Raw genomic sequence first — 16,809 nt, forward strand, 5'->3', positions numbered from 1 at the left:
CGACGGCGACGCCGCCCTTCATGTCGACGGCCCGGCACCGGCCGGACACCCCTGACTCTCAGCCGATGACCTCGGCCGCCTCGAGCCACTCGAGCTCGAGCACCTCGCGCTCGTCGACGATCTCGCGCAGCTCGCGGTTGAGCGTGAGGACGCGCTCGTGGTCCGTCGCCGCCGCGAGCATCGCCGCGTGCACCCGCTCCTCGCGCACGGAGAGCCGGGCGAGCTGCTTCTCGACGCGCGCCATCGCCTTGCGGGCCTCGCGGGCCTGCGCGGGCGAGACGGCGGATGCCGCGCCCGTGCCACCCCCGCTCGGGTCGCCGCCGGGGGCCGCCGAGCCCGAGGCGGCGCCCGGGCCGGCGAGGGCGGCCGTCGTGGACGCCGCAGCCGCAGCCGCAGCCGCAGCGGCAGCCGAGCGCCCGGCATCCCAGGAGGCCGCCGGCCCGCCCGCGGCCGCGGCCCGCAGCCGCAGGTACTCCTCGACACCCCCCGGGAGGTCGCGCAGGCGGCCGTCGCCGAGGAGCGCGACCTGGCGGTCGCACACCCGCTCGAGCAGGTAGCGGTCGTGCGAGACGACGACGAGGGTTCCGGCCCACCCGTCGAGGAGGTCCTCGAGCGAGGTGAGCGTCTCGATGTCGAAGTCGTTCGTCGGCTCGTCGAGGAGCAGGACGTTGGGCTCGTCCATGAGCAGCCGGGTCAGCTGGAGCCGGCGGCGCTCCCCGCCGGAGAGGTCGCCGACCCGGGTCTGCTGGCGCGGCCCGGTGAAGCCGAGCCGCTGCGCGAGCTGCGCCGCCGTGAGCTCCCTGGAGCCGAACCGCACGACCGACCGGACGTCCTCGACCGCCTCGATGACCCGCCGCTCGGCCCACGCCTCGAGCTCGCGGACCTCCTGCGAGAGCATCGCGAGGCGTACCGTGACGCCGACCGTGCGCCGACCGCCGGCGAGGGGCGCCTCGCCGGCGATGGCGCGCAGCAGGGTCGACTTCCCGGCGCCGTTGACCCCGACGACGCCGGTGCGCTCGCCGGGCGCGAGTCGCCACGTGACGTCGTCGAGGAGCACCCGGTCGCCGACGGTGATCCGGGCGTCGAGGAGGTCGACGACGTCCTTGCCCAGCCTGGTCGTCGCGAACCGCACGAGCTCGACGTCGTCGCGCGGCGGGGGTTCGTCGGCGATGAGAGCGTTCGCCGCGTCGATGCGGAACTTCGGCTTGCTCGTGCGGGCCGGGGGTCCTCGGCGCAGCCAGGCGAGCTCCTTGCGCAGGAGGTTGTCGCGCCGCTCGGCGACGACGCCGGCCTGCCGCTCGCGCTCGGCCTTGGCGAGGACGTAGGCCGCGTACCCACCCTCGTAGGAGTGCACCGCGCCCGAGTCGACCTCCCAGGTCCGGGTCGCGACGGCGTCGAGGAACCACCGGTCGTGGGTGATGGCGACGACGGCGTTGTCGGGGCGGGCGTGCCGGGTGACGAGGTGGTCGGCGAGCCAGGCGACGCCCTCGACGTCGAGGTGGTTCGTCGGCTCGTCGAGCAGCAGCAGGTCGGGGGCCGCGACGAGCAGCCCCGCGAGGGCCACCCGCCGGCGCTCCCCGCCCGACAGCGGGCCCACCGGTGCCGACAGCCCGCCGACGACCGGGGCGTCGAGGCCACCGAGGAGGCCGCTGAGCACGTCTCGGATGCGCGGGTCGGAGGCCCACACGTGCTCGGGGAGGTCGCCGAGCACGCTGGCCCGCACGGTCGCGAACGGGTCGAGCTCGTCGTCCTGGGTGAGCACCCCGACGGTGAGCCCGCCGACCCGGGCCACCCGCCCGGCGTCGACCTCCCGGATGCCGGCGAGGACGCGCAGCAGGGTCGTCTTGCCGCCGCCGTTGCGCCCGACGACGCCGATCCGGTCGCCGCCGCCGACACCGAGGGAGATGCCGTCGAGCACCTGGGCGGTGCCGAGCGCGAGGGACGCGCGCTCGACCGAGACGAGGTTGGCCACTTAGTCGACCCGGTGGTGGATGACGTGGGCCCCGTGCACGGGGCCGCTCGCCCGCCGGACGTCGCGCACGACGCCGCTGGCCGTCAGGGCCACCGCGAGGTCGATGCCCGCCTCGTTGTCCTCGACGAGGAAGGCCGTCGTCGGGCCGGAGCCGGACACGATGCCCCCGAGCGCGCCGTACTCCATCCCGGCCGAGAGCACCTCCCCGAGGTCCGGGCGGAGCGACAGCGCGGCATCCTGCAGGTCGTTCGCGAGCTGCGGCGCGAGCTCGTGGGGGTCCCCGCTGCGCAGCGCGCTCATCAGGGCCGGGTTGGCCACCGGGTCGGGCACCGGTGTCGAGCCCCGCAGGCGGTCGCACTCGGCGTAGACGGCCGGGGTCGGCAGCCCACCCTCGGCGAGGGCGAAGACCCAGTGGTAGGTGCCGCGGGCCAGCACCGGGGCGAGCAGCTCGCCGCGCCCGCTGCCCACGGCGGTGCCCCCGGCGACGAGGAACGGCACGTCGCTGCCGAGCTGGCTCGCGAGCTCCTCGAGCTCCTCACGGTCCAGGCCGAGCTCCCAGAGGTGGTCGAGGGCGACGAGCGTGGCGGCGGCGTCGGCCGAGCCGCCGGCCATCCCGCCGGCGACGGGGATCCCCTTGCGGATCGAGATGTGCACCGGCTCGACGTCGAAGCGCGCGTCGACGAGGCGGGCGGCGCGCATCGCGAGGTTGTCCGCGTTCTCGGGAACCCCGTGCGCGAGCGGGCCGTGGACGCTGACCCCCCACTCCTCCGCAGCGGCAACGGTGACGTCGTCGTAGAGGCTCACGGCCTGGAAGACCGTGGACAAAGCGTGGTAGCCGTCGTCGAGGCGGGGCCCGACGAGGAGCTCGAGGTTGACCTTGGCGGGGACGCGCGCCGTCACGGGGGCGGGCACGAGGGAGGCCGAGGTCATGCGCACACCCTAGTCAGGCGCGAGGCCCCCCGGAGACCCGTGCGCGGGCCGAGGCGATCGCCGCGAAAGCGGCCACGTCGAGCTGCTCACCACGGGTGCGCGGGTCGACTCCGGCCGCGACGAGGGCCTCCTCGGCGAGCGCCGGTGAGCCCGCCCAGGGGGCGAGGGCGGCCCGCAGCGTCTTGCGGCGCTGGGCGAACGCGGCGTCGACGCAGGCGAACACCTCCTCGCGGGTCGCGACGCTCGGCGGCGGCTCGCGCCGGGTCAGCGCGACGAGCCCGGAGTCGACGTTGGGCACCGGCCAGAACACGCTGCGGGACACCTGGCCGGCGAGCCGGACGTCGGCGTACCAGGCGGCCTTGACGCTCGGGACGCCGTACGTCCTCGACCCCGGCCCGGCGGCGAGGCGCTCGGCGACCTCGAGCTGCACCATGACGAGGAGGGTCCGCAGGGTGTCGAAGAGCTCGAGGAAGCGCAGCACGACCGGGACCGAGACGTTGTACGGCAGGTTGGCGACGAGCGCGGTGGGCGCCGCGCCGGGCAGCGCGCTCACCGCGAGGGCGTCGGCGTGCACGACCTCGAGCCGGTGGGCGAGCGCCGGCGCGTGCCGGAACACGGTCTCGGGCAGGGCCGCGGCGAGCACGGGGTCGACCTCGACGGCGACGACCCGCTCGACGGCCGGCAGCAGGGCGAGGGTCAGGGAGCCGAGCCCCGGCCCGACCTCGACGACGGTGTCGTTCGAACCGACCTCGGCGACGCGCACGATGCGACGCACCGTGTTGCCGTCGACGACGAAGTTCTGTCCCCACTGCTTCGTCGGCCGGATGCCGTGGCGCGCCGCGAGCTCGCGGATCTCACCGGCCCCGAGCAGTGAGGCCTCGGGGCCGGGGCGGACGGCGTCGGGCCTGGGGATGGAGGGGGCGGCCCCGGGCGGGGAGCCCTCGGGGCCGGGGCGATCGGCGTCGGCCCCGGGGAGGGAGGCGTCGGGCCGCTCGGTCATGGGCTCACCCTAGCCACGCCCCCGACAGCGGAACGTGGGTGAAGACCGTCGCCTCGGCGACGGTCTTCACCCACGTTCGCAGGCCTGGGGGTCAGGCGGCGTGCGCGCAGCCCCAGGGGGAGAGGCCGGCCTTCGCGTAGTAGCGGTTGGCGACGGTGATCTGCTCGGCGCGCGACGCGAGGTCGGCGCGCGGGGCGAAGTCGTCGCCACCGTTGGCCAGCCAGGAGGCGGTCGCGAACTGCAGGCCACCGTAGTAGCCGTTGCCGGTGTTGATGCTCCAGTTGCCACCGGACTCGCACTGGGCGATGCGGTCCCACATCGCGGCGTTGGCGAGGTTGATGCCGGCCCCGGAGGTGTTGCCGGCCGAACGCCCGGTGGAACCCCCGGACGAGCTGCCCGACGACGTCGCGGGACGCGACTTGGTGCCGACCTTGACGACGGCGGTCACCGGCTTGGCGACGACCTTCGTCGACACGATCCTGCTCTTCGACTTCTTGCCGTCGACGTAGGTGACCTCGCGCACGACGGTCTTCTTGCCCTTCTTGCCGGCCTTGACGACCTCGGTCTGGCCCTTGTAGAGCGAGGAGTCCTTCTGCTTGGTCGTCTTGTAGCCGATTGACTCGGTCGCGGTCTCCTTCTTGACGTCGACCCGCTTGAGGACGACCTTCATGCCCTCCTCGACGGCGGTCGGCATCCCCGGGTTGACGACGTCGTTGAGGCGCTTGGTGACCCCGAGCTCGGCGAGCAGGCCGAAGACGGTGTGGCTCGTCGAGGTGACCTTGCGGGTCTTGCCGTCGACGACGACGGTGACCTGCTTCGGGGTCGTCACGGCGAAGGTGAGGCCACCGCGGCCCAGCGCCTGGGAGCGGGATGCCGTGAGCACGGCACCGTCGGCACGGATGCCGAGCTCGTCGAGGGCGGAGTCGACCGTCGTGGCCGTCGTCCAGTACTCCTTGGTGACGCCGTCGAGGGTGACGGTCAGCTTGCGGCCGTACCGCACCGAGATGCGGTCGCCGTCACTGACCTCGGTCGCGGGCGAGGGGACGACGACGTCGTGGGGGCCGATCTCGATGCCCTCCTTGTCGAGGACGTCGGCGACGGTGCTGCCGAGGACGTGCACCGAGGTGGCCTGCCCGTCGACGGTGAGGTCGACGGCCTTGTCGTAGTGGGCCACGGCCACCGAACCGGCGGCCACGACGAGCGCGGCGGCGCCCTGTGCGGCAAGGCGAAGAGGTCGAGAGAAAAGCACACGTGCTCCAGGATTCGTGTTCTCCGGGCACCGGCGTCGGACCCAGCCGCGGGCGGCCACGCGCCCCGGTCGGGGCGCCCGCGCACGACCAAGGGGGCCTCCGGCACCTGCGGCGGAGGGGGTGGTCGTGCGTGTCGTCCGAGGCGAACCGGCCCCGGCCATCCGTTCCAGCCTGCAGGAGCGTTCGCGCCAAGGTCAAATTTCGGTAACGGTGCGGCGGCCGCCAGCGCGCCCCATCAGCACCACCAACCCCATCGGTCACACGCGCAACGAGACGTCCGTCACGGGGCGGGTCAGGAGCGCACGACAGCCGACCGACCGGCCTGCAGCCAGCGCCCAGGAGCTCAGCGCTTGGCTGAGCTGTCCTCCGTCCCAGGTGGTCGGCCGCGCGTCACGGACACTCGACCCGTCACCAGGGGCCGTAGAGGCGTTCGGCGTTCTCCGACAGTGCCTCGCACAGCGTGGGCACGGCCACCCCGAGCACCGCCGCCATGGCCCGCACGGTGAGCGGCACGAGCTCGGGGCTGTTCGGCGCCCCCCGCCACGGGTGCGGTGTGAGGTAGGGGGCGTCGGTCTCGACGAGGAGCAGCTCGAGCGGGGTCTGGGTCAGGGCGTCGCGCAGCACCTTGGCGCTCTTGAAGGTCACCGTGCCGCTGAACGACAGGTGGTAGCCGCGCGCGACGCACTCGCGGGCGAGGTCGGGGCCGCCGGAGAAGCAGTGCATGACGGTGCGCTCGGGAGCGCCCTCCTCGGCGAGCACGCGGAGCACGTCGTCGTGGCTGTCGCGGTCGTGCACCTGCAGCGCCTTGCCGAGCCGCTTCGCGAGGTCGATGTGCCACCGGAACGAGTCCTGCTGCGCCGGGACGCCGTCCGGGCCGGTGCGGTAGTAGTCGAGACCGGTCTCGCCGACGACGCGCACGCGCGGGTGCGCCGCGAGCCGCTCGATCTCGGTGTACGCCGCGTCGAGACGACCGTCCGCCACGAGCCCGGGCACCTCGTTGGGGTGCAGCGCGACGCCGGCGAGCACACCGGCATACCGCTCCGCCGCCTCGACGGCGAACCGCGCCCCGGGCACGTCGCAGCCGACCTGCACGACCCGGTCGACGCCGACGGCAGCACCCGCTGCGAGCACCGGGGCCAGGTCGTCGACGGACACCTCGAGGCCCTCTCGGTTCATGTCGAGGTGGGTGTGGTTGTCGACCACCGGGATCGGCAGCGGGTCGGGGGGTTCCGGGATGCCGCGGCGGCTCGGCTGGGTCGTCACGGGTCAGCGACCCTCGGCGCGCGCGAGCTCCTCGTCGACGACGGACTCGTCGAGCTTCGTGAACACCGGAGCGGGCTTGCTGATCGGCGTGCCGACGACGACCGGGCGGGACTGCCACCGCGGCGTCCCTGAGTAGTCCCCCGTGATGACGGGGTACGAGCGCCCCTCGTCGCCGGCGTCGAGCCCGGCGACCGTCTCGAGCCGCGGCATCGGCACGAAGGCACCGTCGCCGCCGAGCACGGCGTCGACCCGGTTGGCCGCGTGCGGCAGGAAGGGCGCGAGGATCGTGTTGAGGTCGGACACGCACTGCACGAGGGTGTGGAGCACCGTGGCGAGGCGCTCGCGCTCGTCGGCCCCCTTGAGCTTGAACGGCTCGGTGCGCGAGACGTAGGCGTTGACCTCCCCGACGACGCGCATCGCCTCGGCGATCGCGGCCTTCTGCCGGTGCCGCTCGAGGAGGTGGCCGACGCCGTCGAAGCCGGCGAGCACCGTGGCCCGCACCTGCTCGTCGACCGGCTCGAGGGGCCCCGGGGCGGGGACCTCGCCGAAGTTCTTCGCGACCATCGCAGCCGTGCGCGAGACGAGGTTCCCCCACCCGGCGACGAGCTCGGAGTTGTTGCGCTGGACGAAGTCGCGCCACGTGAAGTTGGCGTCCTGGCTCTCCGGGCCGGCAGCGCAGATGAAGTACCGGATGCCGTCCGGCCCGTAGCGGTCGAGCACGTCGCGCACGAGGACGGTGTAGCCGCGCGAGGTGGAGAACTGCCTGCCCTCCATCGTGAGGTACTCGCTCGAGACGACCTCGGTGGGCAGGTTGAGCTCGCCGAAGACCCCCGGCTCCCCGCCCCGCTCACCCCTGCCGGCATACCCGAGGAGCTCGGCCGGCCAGATCTGCGAGTGGAAGGTGATGTTGTCCTTGCCCATGAAGTAGTAGGACAGCGCCTGCGGGTCGTTCCACCACTCGCGCCAGCGCTCGGGGTCACCGGTGCGCCGGGCCCACTCCACCGACGCGGACAGGTAGCCGACGACCGCGTCGAACCACACGTAGAGCCGCTTCGACGGGTTGTCGCGCCAGCCGTCGAGCGGCACGGGGATGCCCCAGTCGATGTCGCGGGTCATCGCCCGAGGCCGGATGTCGTCGAGGATGTTGAGGCTGAACCGGATGACGTTGGGACGCCACGTCCCCGACGCCTCGCGCCCCTCGAGCCAGGTGCGCAGCGCGTCGGCGAGCGCGGGCAGGTCGAGGAGGAAGTGCTGGGTCTCGACGAACCGCGGGGTCTCGCCGTTGATCCGGCTCCGCGGGTCGATGAGGTCGGTCGCGTCGAGCTGGTTGCCGCAGTTGTCGCACTGGTCGCCGCGCGCCTCGGCGTAGCCGCAGATCGGGCAGGTGCCCTCGATGTAGCGGTCGGGCAGGGTGCGGCCGGTCGACGGGGAGATCGCACCCTGGGTGGTCTGCTCGACCATGTAGCCGTTGCGCCACACCTGGGTGAACAGCTCCTGGGCGACGGCGTAGTGGTTGGCCGTCGTCGTGCGGGTGTAGAGGTCGTAGGAGCAGCCGAGGTCGGTGAGCTCGGCAGCGATGACGGCGTGGTTGGTGTCGACGAACTCGCGCGGCGAGACCCCGGCCTGGTCGGCGAGCACGAGGATCGGGGTGCCGTGCTCGTCGGACCCGCTCACCATGAGCACGTCGTGGCCCGCCATCCGCATGTACCGGCTGAAGACGTCGGAGGGCACCCCGAACCCGGCGACGTGGCCGAGGTGGCGCGGGCCGTTGGCGTAGGGCCACGCGACGGCGGAGAGGACCTTCATGGGTCCAGATCCTAGGCGGGTCGCCGCCGTTCCACCGACGTCGGGTGCCGGGGGCCAGGTGCGATCGCCGGCCTACCCCGCCTCCCCGATGCCGGGTATCCCGGCACCCCCGTCGCCGGCTGCGGGCCAGTCGAGGATCGCGCGCACCGACGGCTCCACGGGGCGCGGGACGACGGCCTCGCGCGGGAAGCTGAGGGCCGCGAGCACGAGGGAGAGGAGCACGGCGGGGGTCCCCTCGAGGCGCCGGCCGCAGTCGGCGAACACCGCGACCACCCAGGACCGGCCGTCCAGGTCGTACCCGCCCGCGCCGACGACCGCCTCGTGGCCGCCCTCGACCAGCGCACGGCGCTCGGCGTCGTCCCCCGTGCGGCGGTCGGCGCGGAAGACCCCACCCTCGCTGGCCCGCATCCGTGCGGGGTGGTCGCTCGACAGCAGCGACCTCCTGGAGCCGGTCGTGCCACCGACACCATCTCCCTCGGCGCCGGTCGGCTCACCGGCACGAGCCACGTCGTGGAGCCGCCCGTGGTGCGCCACCTCGACGCACCACGAGCTGGCCCCCACTGCTGCCGCCACGCGGCTGGTGACGAGCGCGAGGCGGGCTCGGGTCGTGGCGTCCGGCATCAGGTCGAGCACCTCGGCGCAGTGGAGGACCACGTCCACGAGGTCGTCGGGACCCGCGCGCCCGGTGTCCACGTCCGTCGCCGCCGGCTCCCGAACCGTTGCGGACGATGCATCCTGCTCGGCCCGCACGCTGAGGAGGGCCACGCCGAGCACCGCCGCGAGGAGGCGACCGCGGCGGACCTCGGCCCGGCCGGGCGGGCCCTGGAGGTAGGTCAGGCGCAGCTCACCCCAGGGCTCGCCGTCGCACACGACGGAGTGGCTGCGGACATGCCCCTGCACCGGCCCCGCGTGGTCGCCCGGCCCACCCGTGGCGCGCTGCCCCGGCCGCACCTCGACCTCGTCGCAGCCCACGAGCGCCGGGGCACAGGACTCGACGTACGCGAGCAGCTCGTCGAGGGACGGGCTCGATGGTGCGACGACGAGGATGTCGGTGAGCGTGGCGGACCTGAGGTGGCTGTCATCGAGCACGGTGCGCTCCCAACGTCATGCCCGGGCCGGTCACCTCGCGGCGCCGCCCAGCGGCCCATCCCTGCCGGCGAGATGTTGCACCGTGGGTCGCTTACGGACATCAGGGAGAGTCTGCCTCGCCCCCGCCCATCTGCGCACTCTTTTGAGGAATTCGGTCGGCGGGCTCTTGCGGAGCTCGGTCGGCGGCCACGGCCCGGGGGGTGCCGGTCAGGAGGCGACGAGCACCAGGCTGCCGGTGTCGGGTGTGCCGGCGAAGCCCATCCCACGCATGACCTGGAGCGAGTACGCGCCGTAGGCCTCCTCACGCTCGGCACCCGTGAGCGGACCGAAGACCTCGAGCGAGACGGCGCCGACGAGCGCCGAGACGGCGCCGACCGCGAGGGACCAGGCCTCAGCGGTCACCCCACTGCTGCTCGACAGCGTCGGCGTGGCGACGGGCACCGCCGGCGCGGGCACGAGGTCGCCGCTGCCGATCGCCCGGTCGACCGTCTCGACCGGCACGCTCATGAGCCGTTCGGCAGCCGCCATCAGGTCGGGGTGACCCGGGTCGATGCCCGCCAGCCGCGGTGCGATGACGAGGGAGTACTCGTCGACGTGGTCGAGGGCCCAGCTGCGCATGACGAGCGACCCCCGGAACCAGCGCGTCGTGGGGTCGTCGTCGGGGTGAGCCGACTGGGCCTGGGTCAGCGCGGTGCGCAGCGAGTCGCGGGCGTCGACGCACAGCGCGGTCAGCAGGGCCCCGTGGTCGTCGAAGTACCGGTACAGGCCGGACGGGGTCATGTCGATGGCCCGGGCGACGCCGCGCATGGTGACGCCCCGGGCACCGTGCTGCCGCAGCTCGTCGAGCGCCGCCGCCTTGATCTCGCGGACGGCCGAGTCACGGCCGCGCTGCCGCCGGGACGTGGTGAGGGGAGGCGCGGGAGAGGTGGTCATCGGCAGGGCTCCAGCGGAGGGACGGGGGACGGCATCCGGTCGCCGAGGCGTGGCGGACGGACGGTAAGCACTTCGATGGTAGCGCTCATCGACCCCCCTCGCCCGTCGAGAGGCACTCGAAAGCGAACATTGTTCACGATGTGATTGCGAACACTGTTCACGATGTGTACGGTGTTCACAACTCGCCAGGCGGGTTCGCGGCTCCAGCAGGGGGAGCGACGAGCCGGCGCCGCGGACGACGACTGCCCCCCTGCGCCCGTTTCGTCGCACGCGACCCGGCCCCAGGAGAGCAATGTCGACCATCCTCCCGCAGTCGTCCGCCACCGCGCCGCACCCCGCCCGGGCCGCCGAGCCACCGCGCGTCCGGGGCGAGCGGTAGGGCGTGCGATGACCACCGCGACGCCGTCCGCCACCGCTCGGCCGGCCGCGGGCGCTCGCAGGGCGGTGCACGTCGACCTCGCGGAGTACGGGCACGCGAGGGTGCGCCACGACCTGCGGTCGTGGCAGCGGCAGCACCGACTGCTCACGCTCGTGACGGACGCCGCGGCGGCCGCGCTCGGCCTGCTCGTGGGCCTGAGCGTGCGGTCCCTCGTCGTGGGCCACGACGCGGCGCTGTGGGGCTCGACCGACGCCATGGAGGTCACCTCGGTCGCCATCGCCGCGCTGTGGCTGCTCCTGCTGGGCCAGCGCGGCGCCTACGCCACCCGGTTCATGGGTGCGGGCACCGAGGAGTACCGCGCCGTCGCTCGGGCGGCCGTCACCCTCGTCGCGGTCGTCACCTTCGTGTCGTTCACCGTCAAGCTCGAGTTCTCGCGCGGCGTCCTCTTCGTCGCCGTGCCCACGATGCTCTCGGCGACGATCATCGGCCGCCACCTCCTGCGCCGCCGGCTGGCCGTGGCCCGGGACCACGGGCTGTGCCTGCAGCCGGCGGTGCTCGTCGGAGACGCCCGGGCCGTCCTCGAGCTCGCGCGCCGGATCGGAGCAGCCCCGCGCACGACCGGTCTGCAGGTCCGGGGCGTCTGCGTCGGCGACCCGACCTCCGCTGCCCTGGCCCCCGAGGAGCTCGACGGGCTCCCCGTCCTCGGCGCCGAGGCCGACACCCTCGCCGTGGTCGACCGGGTCGGGGCGGAGGTCGTCGCCGTGGCGAGCTGCCCCTCGCTCGCCGGCCAGGCGCTCCGACGGCTCGGATGGGCCCTGGAGCAGCGCAACGTCGACCTGCTCATCGACCCGGGTGTCATCGAGGTCGCCGGGCCCAGGCTCACCCTGCGCCGGGCGAGCGGGCTTCCCATGCTCCACGTCGAGCGACCCGTGTGCAGCGGCGTCCGGTACGCCGCGAAGCTCGCGGTCGACCGCCTCGCCGGGCTCCTCATCCTCGTGCTGGCCGCTCCGCTGCTGCTCCTCGTCGCCGCCCTCGTCAAGCTCGACTCCCCCGGGCCCGTGCTCTACGGCCAGCGGCGGGTCGGTGAGGGCGGACGCCTCTTCACGATGCTCAAGTTCCGCACGATGTGCGCGGACGCCGACGCCCGCCGCGAAGCCCTGGAGGGCAGCCACGACGGCAACGAGCGGCTGTTCAAGCTGCGGCACGACCCCCGCGTGACGCGCCTGGGCGCCGTGCTGCGCCGCTACTCGGTCGACGAGCTGCCACAGCTGCTCAACGTCGTCCGCGGGGAGATGTCACTCGTCGGCCCGCGCCCACCCCTGCCCCGGGAGGTCGACCAGTACGAGAGCGACGCGGTCCGCCGGCTCCGGGTGCGCCCGGGGATGACCGGCCTGTGGCAGGTGTCCGGGCGCAGCGACCTGCCCTGGGTGGAGTCGCTCCGCCTCGACCTCTGGTACGTGGACAACTGGTCCCTGGCGCTCGACGCGCAGATCCTCGTGCGCACGGCCGGCGCCGTCGTCCGCGGGCGCGGGGCGTACTGATGACCACGGCGCGCGCGGTGGCGACCACCCGGCATCCGACCCCGCCCGGGGACGGCGACGGAACCACCCGGTGTCGGGGGGCGCGGAACCACTCCGTCGTCCCAGGGGACCTCTCCAGGAAGCGAGTGCAGTCATGAGAGTTGCCATCTTCGGCCTCGGGTACGTGGGAACCGTGACGGCCGCGGGCCTGGCGTCACAGGGCCACGACGTCGTCGGTGTCGACGTCGAGCGGAGCAAGGTCGCCGCGATCAACCGTGGCGAGAGCCCCGTCGTCGAGCCCGGCGTCGACCGGCTCGTCGCCCAGTCGGTCTCCGCGGGCAGGTTGCGAGCCACGACCGACGTCCGGGAGGCGGTGGACCGGGCCGACGTCTCGCTCGTGTGCGTCGGGACGCCCTCGACGTCGCGGGGTGACACGAACCTCACGTACATCGCCCGGGCGCTCGCCGACCTGCGCGAGGCACTCGCCGACGCCACTCCACCCGCGTCGGGGTTCCACTCCGTCGTCATCCGGTCCACCGTGCCGCCCGGCACCGGGTCCTCGGTCGTCGCCCCCGCGTTCACCCCGGAGCTGCTGCCGGCCGGCTGGTCGGTCGGGACCGCCATGTGCCCCGAGTTCCTGCGCGAGGGATGCGGGGTCGACGACTTCTTCTCGCCGCCGTTCGTCGTCGTCGGCGCCGCGGACCCTCGGACCCGGGAGGCCTGCGATGCGCTCTTCGACTTCCTCGACCACGAGATCCACCACGTCGACGTCGCCACGGCCGAGGCGCTGAAGTACGCGTGCAACGCCTTCCACGCCGTCAAGGTGACCTTCGCCAACGAGATGGGCCGGATCTTCTCGCAGTACGGCGTGGACTCGCGGGGCGTCATGGAGATCTTCTGCGAGGACCACAAGCTCAACATCTCCTCGTCCTACCTCCGGCCCGGCTTCGCCTTCGGCGGGTCGTGCCTGCCGAAGGACCTCCGGGCCCTGCAGGGCATGGCGCGGGCCAGCGGTGTCGACGTCCCCCTCCTGAGCTCGACGCTCACGAGCAACGAGATCATCGTGCGGGCGCTCGTCGACCGGGTGCTCGAGACCGGCCACCGCCACGTGGCGATCCTCGGGCTCAGCTTCAAGATGAACACCGACGACCTGCGCGAGAGCCCCAACCTCGAGATCGCCGAGCGCTTCGTCGGCAAGGGCCTCGACGTGCGGATCTACGACCCGATCGTCAACCCGGCCAGGCTCGTGGGCGCCAACCTCGAGTACCTCCAGAGCAAGCTCCCGCACGTCAGCCGCCTCATCGTCGACCGGCCCGGGCTCGCCCTCGAGGGCGCGGAGGTCGCCATCGTGGCGACCTCGGACCCCGACTGCCTCGCGGCGCTGCAGGTCGCCGCCCCGGAGCTCGTCATCGACCTCGACGGCCGGCTCGGCGAGGCGGTCGAGCACATCGAGGGATACCGGGGAGTGAGCTGGTGACCCACCGGACCCCGACACCCGGGCAGCGACCCCGGGTGGCCATCATCGTCCAGAACCTCCCCGTCCCGTTCGACCGGAGGGTGTGGCTGGAGTGCCGGTCGCTCGTGGACCGGGGCTACGACGTCACCGTCGTGTGCCCGCAGGGTGAGGGGACCGGCCCCTCCCAGGTCGTCGACGGTGTCCGGATCCTCGCCTACCCCGCGTACGCCCCGGGCGGGAGTGCCCTCGGCTACCTCGTCGAGTACGCCTGGTCCTTCCTCTCGACGGCGCGGCTCCTGCGCACGGCCCGGCGCGACGGCCCGTTCGACGCGCTGCAGGCGTGCAACCCACCGGACATCTTCTGGCCGATCGCGCGGTGGCTGCGACGGCGCGACGGCACGCGGTTCGTCTTCGACCACCACGACCTGTGCCCGGAGCTGTACCTCTCCCGCTTCGAGGGCACCCGGGGTGCCCAGTACAAGGGCCTGCTCCTCCTCGAGCGCGAGACGTTCCGGGCCGCCGACCGCGTCACCTCGACGAACGAGTCGTACGCCGCCATCGCCTCCTCCCGGGGTGGCAAGCCCCCCGAGCACGTCAGCGTCGTGCGCACGGGACCCGACCCGGACCGGCTGCGTCGGCACGAGCCGGTGCCCGACCTGCGCCGCGGTCGGCGGCACCTCGTGGCGTACCTCGGCGTCATGGGCCCGCAGGACGGGGTGGACCTCGCCCTCGCCGCGGCCGACGTCGTCGTCAACCGCATGGGGCGTGACGACGTCGCGTTCACGTTCATGGGGTCCGGCGACTCCTACGACGAGCTCGTCCGGCGCCGCGACGAGCTCGGCCTCGCCGACGCCGTCCACCTCCCCGGACGGGTCCCGGACGACTTCGTGCGCGACGTGCTGTCCACCGCTGACGTGGGGCTGTGCCCCGACCCGCTCAACCCCCTCAACGACGTCTCGACGATGAACAAGACGATGGAGTACATGGCCTTCGGCCTCCCCGTCGTCGCGTTCGACCTGCGCGAGACCCGGGTGTCCGCCGCCGGCGCGGCCCACTACGTGCGGCCCAACGACGTCGACGAGTACGCCCGGGCCCTGACCTCCCTGCTCGACGACCCGGCGAGACGCTCCGAGATGGGACGGCAGGGGCGCGAGCGCGTCGAGCGGCACCTCGCCTGGGAGCACCAGCAGGAGGGCTACGTGCGGGTCTTCGACGAGCTCGTCGGCCGCACCGCCGACACGGCCCCGCTCGCGGACGCGGGGGCCTGACGGTGTGCGGCGTCGCGGGGGCCTACCAGCAGGCCGACGGCAAGGTGCTCGTCACGGCGATGACCGACCGGATCTCGCACCGGGGACCGGATGCCGGTGCCGTCGTCGAGCTCGTCGACCCCGACACCGCGGTCGTCCTGGGTCACCGCCGGCTGTCGGTCATCGACCTGTCGAGCGCCGCCGACCAGCCGTTCGCCAAGGGGGGCCTCACCCTCACCTACAACGGTGAGCTCTACAACTACCGCGAGCTGAGGCACGACCTCGAGGGGCGCGGGGCCCGCTTCGCGACGGCATCCGACACCGAGGTCGTGCTCGAGGCCTGGCGGGCCTGGGGACCGGGCGCACTGCGGCGCTTCCGGGGGATGTACGCGTTCGCGATCCACGACGAGCGCACCGGGGACCTCACGCTCGCCCGCGACCCGCTCGGCATCAAGCCGCTCTACGTCATGCCGCGCGGCGACGGCATCCTCTTCGCCTCCGAGCTCAAGGCGATCGTCACCGCCGTCGGGCCCGAGCTCGTCATCGACCCGGCCGCGATGGTCGCGTCGACCCTCTACTACTGGCTGCCCCAGGAGTTCGACGCCGTCCGTGGCGTGCAGCGCCACCCCGCCGGCACCTGGGCCGAGTACCACCGGGACGGCTCGGTGACCCGAGGACGCTTCTGGGACACCGCGGCCGAGGCGGCACTGGCCGCGCAGGGCCCTCGCGCGGACATCCGCGACGTCGTGGCGACCTCCGTGCGGGCGCACCTCGTCGCGGACGCCCCCGTGGCGTCGTTCCTCAGCGGTGGTCTCGACTCGAGCATCGTCACGGCGCTGGCTCACCGCAGCGACCCGTCGATCGAGGCCTACACGATCGTCTTCCGCCCCGAGGACCAGCGCCTCGAGTCGATGCCCGACGACGCCCGCTACGCCCGCCGCCTCGCCGAGCACCTCGGGATCCGGCTGCACGAGATCGAGATCCACCCCGACATCGTCGACATGCTCCCCCGGATGGTCGACATCCTCGACGAGCCGATCGGGGACCCCGCCGCCATCAACACGCTGCTCATGTGCGACGCCGCGCGCGACGCCGGGGTCAAGGTCCTGCTCTCCGGGATGGGTGCCGACGAGCTCTTCGGCGGCTACCGCAAGCACCTCGCCATGCTCGTGGCGGAGCGCTACGGCCGGATGCCGGGAGCCGTGCGGGCCGCCGTCGGCCCCGCCGTGCGCGCCCTCCCGGTGGCCGTCGGAGGCCGCGGGCTGCGCACGGTCCGCTGGGCACAGCGCTTCCTCTCCTTCGCCGACCTCCCGGAGCAGGAGGCGTTCCGGCGCAGCTACACCCTCTACGACCGGGACGAGCTCACCGGCCTGCTCGACCCCGCACTGACCGGGCACGTCGACACGGTCCTCGACCGCCATCAAGAGATCTACGACGACAACGACCTCGCCGACGTCGTGAGCCGGATGTGCCTCGCGGACACCCGGATGTTCATGCCGGGGCTCAACCTCACGTACACCGACCGGGCCAGCATGGCGGCATCCACGGAGGTCCGCGTGCCGTTCGTCGACCCGGTCGTCATGGCCGCGGCGTTCTCGCTCCCCCCGTCGGAGAGGATCAGGGGCCGGCAGCAGAAGGCCGCGCTCAAGGACGCCGCCCGCGCCTGGCTGCCCGACGAGATCGTCGACCGGCCCAAGGCGAGCTTCGGAGCACCCCTGCGGGCGTGGGTCACCAACGACCTGCGGGAGCTCGTCGACGACGTGCTGCTCCACGGTGAGCTCGTCGGCACGGGGTTCCTCCGGGCCGCGCCCCTGCAGCACCTCGTCGACGACCAGCGCAGCGGGCGACGCGACGAGTCCAAGCAGGTGTGGCAGCTGCTCAGCCTGGAGCTCTGGTACCGCAACGCCCGTGCCGCGGGGGTGGGGACGCCATGACCCGCGGGGACGACGTGCGCCGGCAGCAGC

12 protein-coding genes are annotated in these 16,809 nt (G+C 73.5%); 4 read left to right on the forward strand and 8 right to left on the reverse strand.

Annotated elements, in window-relative coordinates; genetic code table 11:
• Positions 1-58 precede the first annotated feature (58 nt).
• The 8 genes from ABD899_RS00690 to ABD899_RS00725 form a co-directional block, all read right to left on the reverse strand.
• Complete coding sequence (locus ABD899_RS00690; protein ID WP_345201187.1) at positions 59-1,972, reverse strand: ABC-F family ATP-binding cassette domain-containing protein; 1,914 nt, start codon at positions 1,970-1,972, stop codon at positions 59-61.
• Positions 1,973-2,902 (reverse strand): 4-(cytidine 5'-diphospho)-2-C-methyl-D-erythritol kinase, encoded by a 930-nt coding sequence (locus ABD899_RS00695; protein ID WP_345201189.1) that lies wholly within the window; start codon positions 2,900-2,902, stop codon positions 1,973-1,975.
• A 13-nt stretch (positions 2,903-2,915) separates the two neighbouring features.
• Entirely contained in the window at positions 2,916-3,902 is a 987-nt protein-coding gene (rsmA, locus tag ABD899_RS00700; protein ID WP_345201191.1) for a 16S rRNA (adenine(1518)-N(6)/adenine(1519)-N(6))-dimethyltransferase RsmA, read from the reverse strand.
• Positions 3,903-3,993: 91 nt separating this feature from the next.
• The gene (locus ABD899_RS00705) at positions 3,994-5,097 is read right to left on the reverse strand and encodes a resuscitation-promoting factor (RefSeq protein WP_345201193.1); all 1,104 of its coding nucleotides are present in this window, start codon (positions 5,095-5,097) and stop codon (positions 3,994-3,996) included.
• A gap of 463 nt (positions 5,098-5,560) precedes the next feature.
• Complete coding sequence (locus ABD899_RS00710; protein WP_345201195.1) at positions 5,561-6,415, reverse strand: TatD family hydrolase; 855 nt, start codon at positions 6,413-6,415, stop codon at positions 5,561-5,563.
• A gap of 3 nt (positions 6,416-6,418) precedes the next feature.
• A complete protein-coding gene (gene metG, locus ABD899_RS00715) occupies positions 6,419-8,221 on the reverse strand; it encodes a methionine--tRNA ligase (protein ID WP_345201197.1) in 1,803 nt (600 codons plus the stop codon).
• A 72-nt stretch (positions 8,222-8,293) separates the two neighbouring features.
• Positions 8,294-9,310, reverse strand: coding sequence for a hypothetical protein (locus ABD899_RS00720; RefSeq protein ID WP_345201199.1), 1,017 nt, complete (start codon positions 9,308-9,310; stop codon positions 8,294-8,296).
• A 207-nt stretch (positions 9,311-9,517) separates the two neighbouring features.
• On the reverse strand, positions 9,518-10,243 hold the full coding sequence (locus ABD899_RS00725) for a TetR/AcrR family transcriptional regulator (protein WP_345201201.1): 726 nt from the start codon (positions 10,241-10,243) through the stop codon (positions 9,518-9,520).
• 387 nt (positions 10,244-10,630) lie between these two features.
• Here ABD899_RS00725 and ABD899_RS00730 point away from each other — a divergent pair, with 387 nt between their 5' ends.
• The 4 genes from ABD899_RS00730 (at position 10,631) to asnB (ending at position 16,779) form a co-directional block, all read left to right on the forward strand.
• A complete protein-coding gene (locus ABD899_RS00730; RefSeq protein WP_345201204.1) occupies positions 10,631-12,163 on the forward strand; it encodes a sugar transferase in 1,533 nt (510 codons plus the stop codon).
• Positions 12,164-12,296: 133 nt separating this feature from the next.
• On the forward strand, positions 12,297-13,619 hold the full coding sequence (locus ABD899_RS00735) for a nucleotide sugar dehydrogenase (protein WP_345201206.1): 1,323 nt from the start codon (positions 12,297-12,299) through the stop codon (positions 13,617-13,619).
• Positions 13,620-13,654: 35 nt separating this feature from the next.
• The gene (locus ABD899_RS00740) at positions 13,655-14,866 is read left to right on the forward strand and encodes a glycosyltransferase family 4 protein (protein ID WP_345201209.1); all 1,212 of its coding nucleotides are present in this window, start codon (positions 13,655-13,657) and stop codon (positions 14,864-14,866) included.
• 2 nt (positions 14,867-14,868) lie between these two features.
• The gene (gene asnB, locus ABD899_RS00745) at positions 14,869-16,779 is read left to right on the forward strand and encodes an asparagine synthase (glutamine-hydrolyzing) (RefSeq protein WP_345201211.1); all 1,911 of its coding nucleotides are present in this window, start codon (positions 14,869-14,871) and stop codon (positions 16,777-16,779) included.
• The last annotated feature ends 30 nt before the right edge of the window (positions 16,780-16,809 follow it).

The sequence above is a fragment of the Fodinibacter luteus genome (genome assembly GCF_039541575.1).
Lineage (GTDB): Bacteria > Actinomycetota > Actinomycetes > Actinomycetales > Dermatophilaceae > Fodinibacter > Fodinibacter luteus.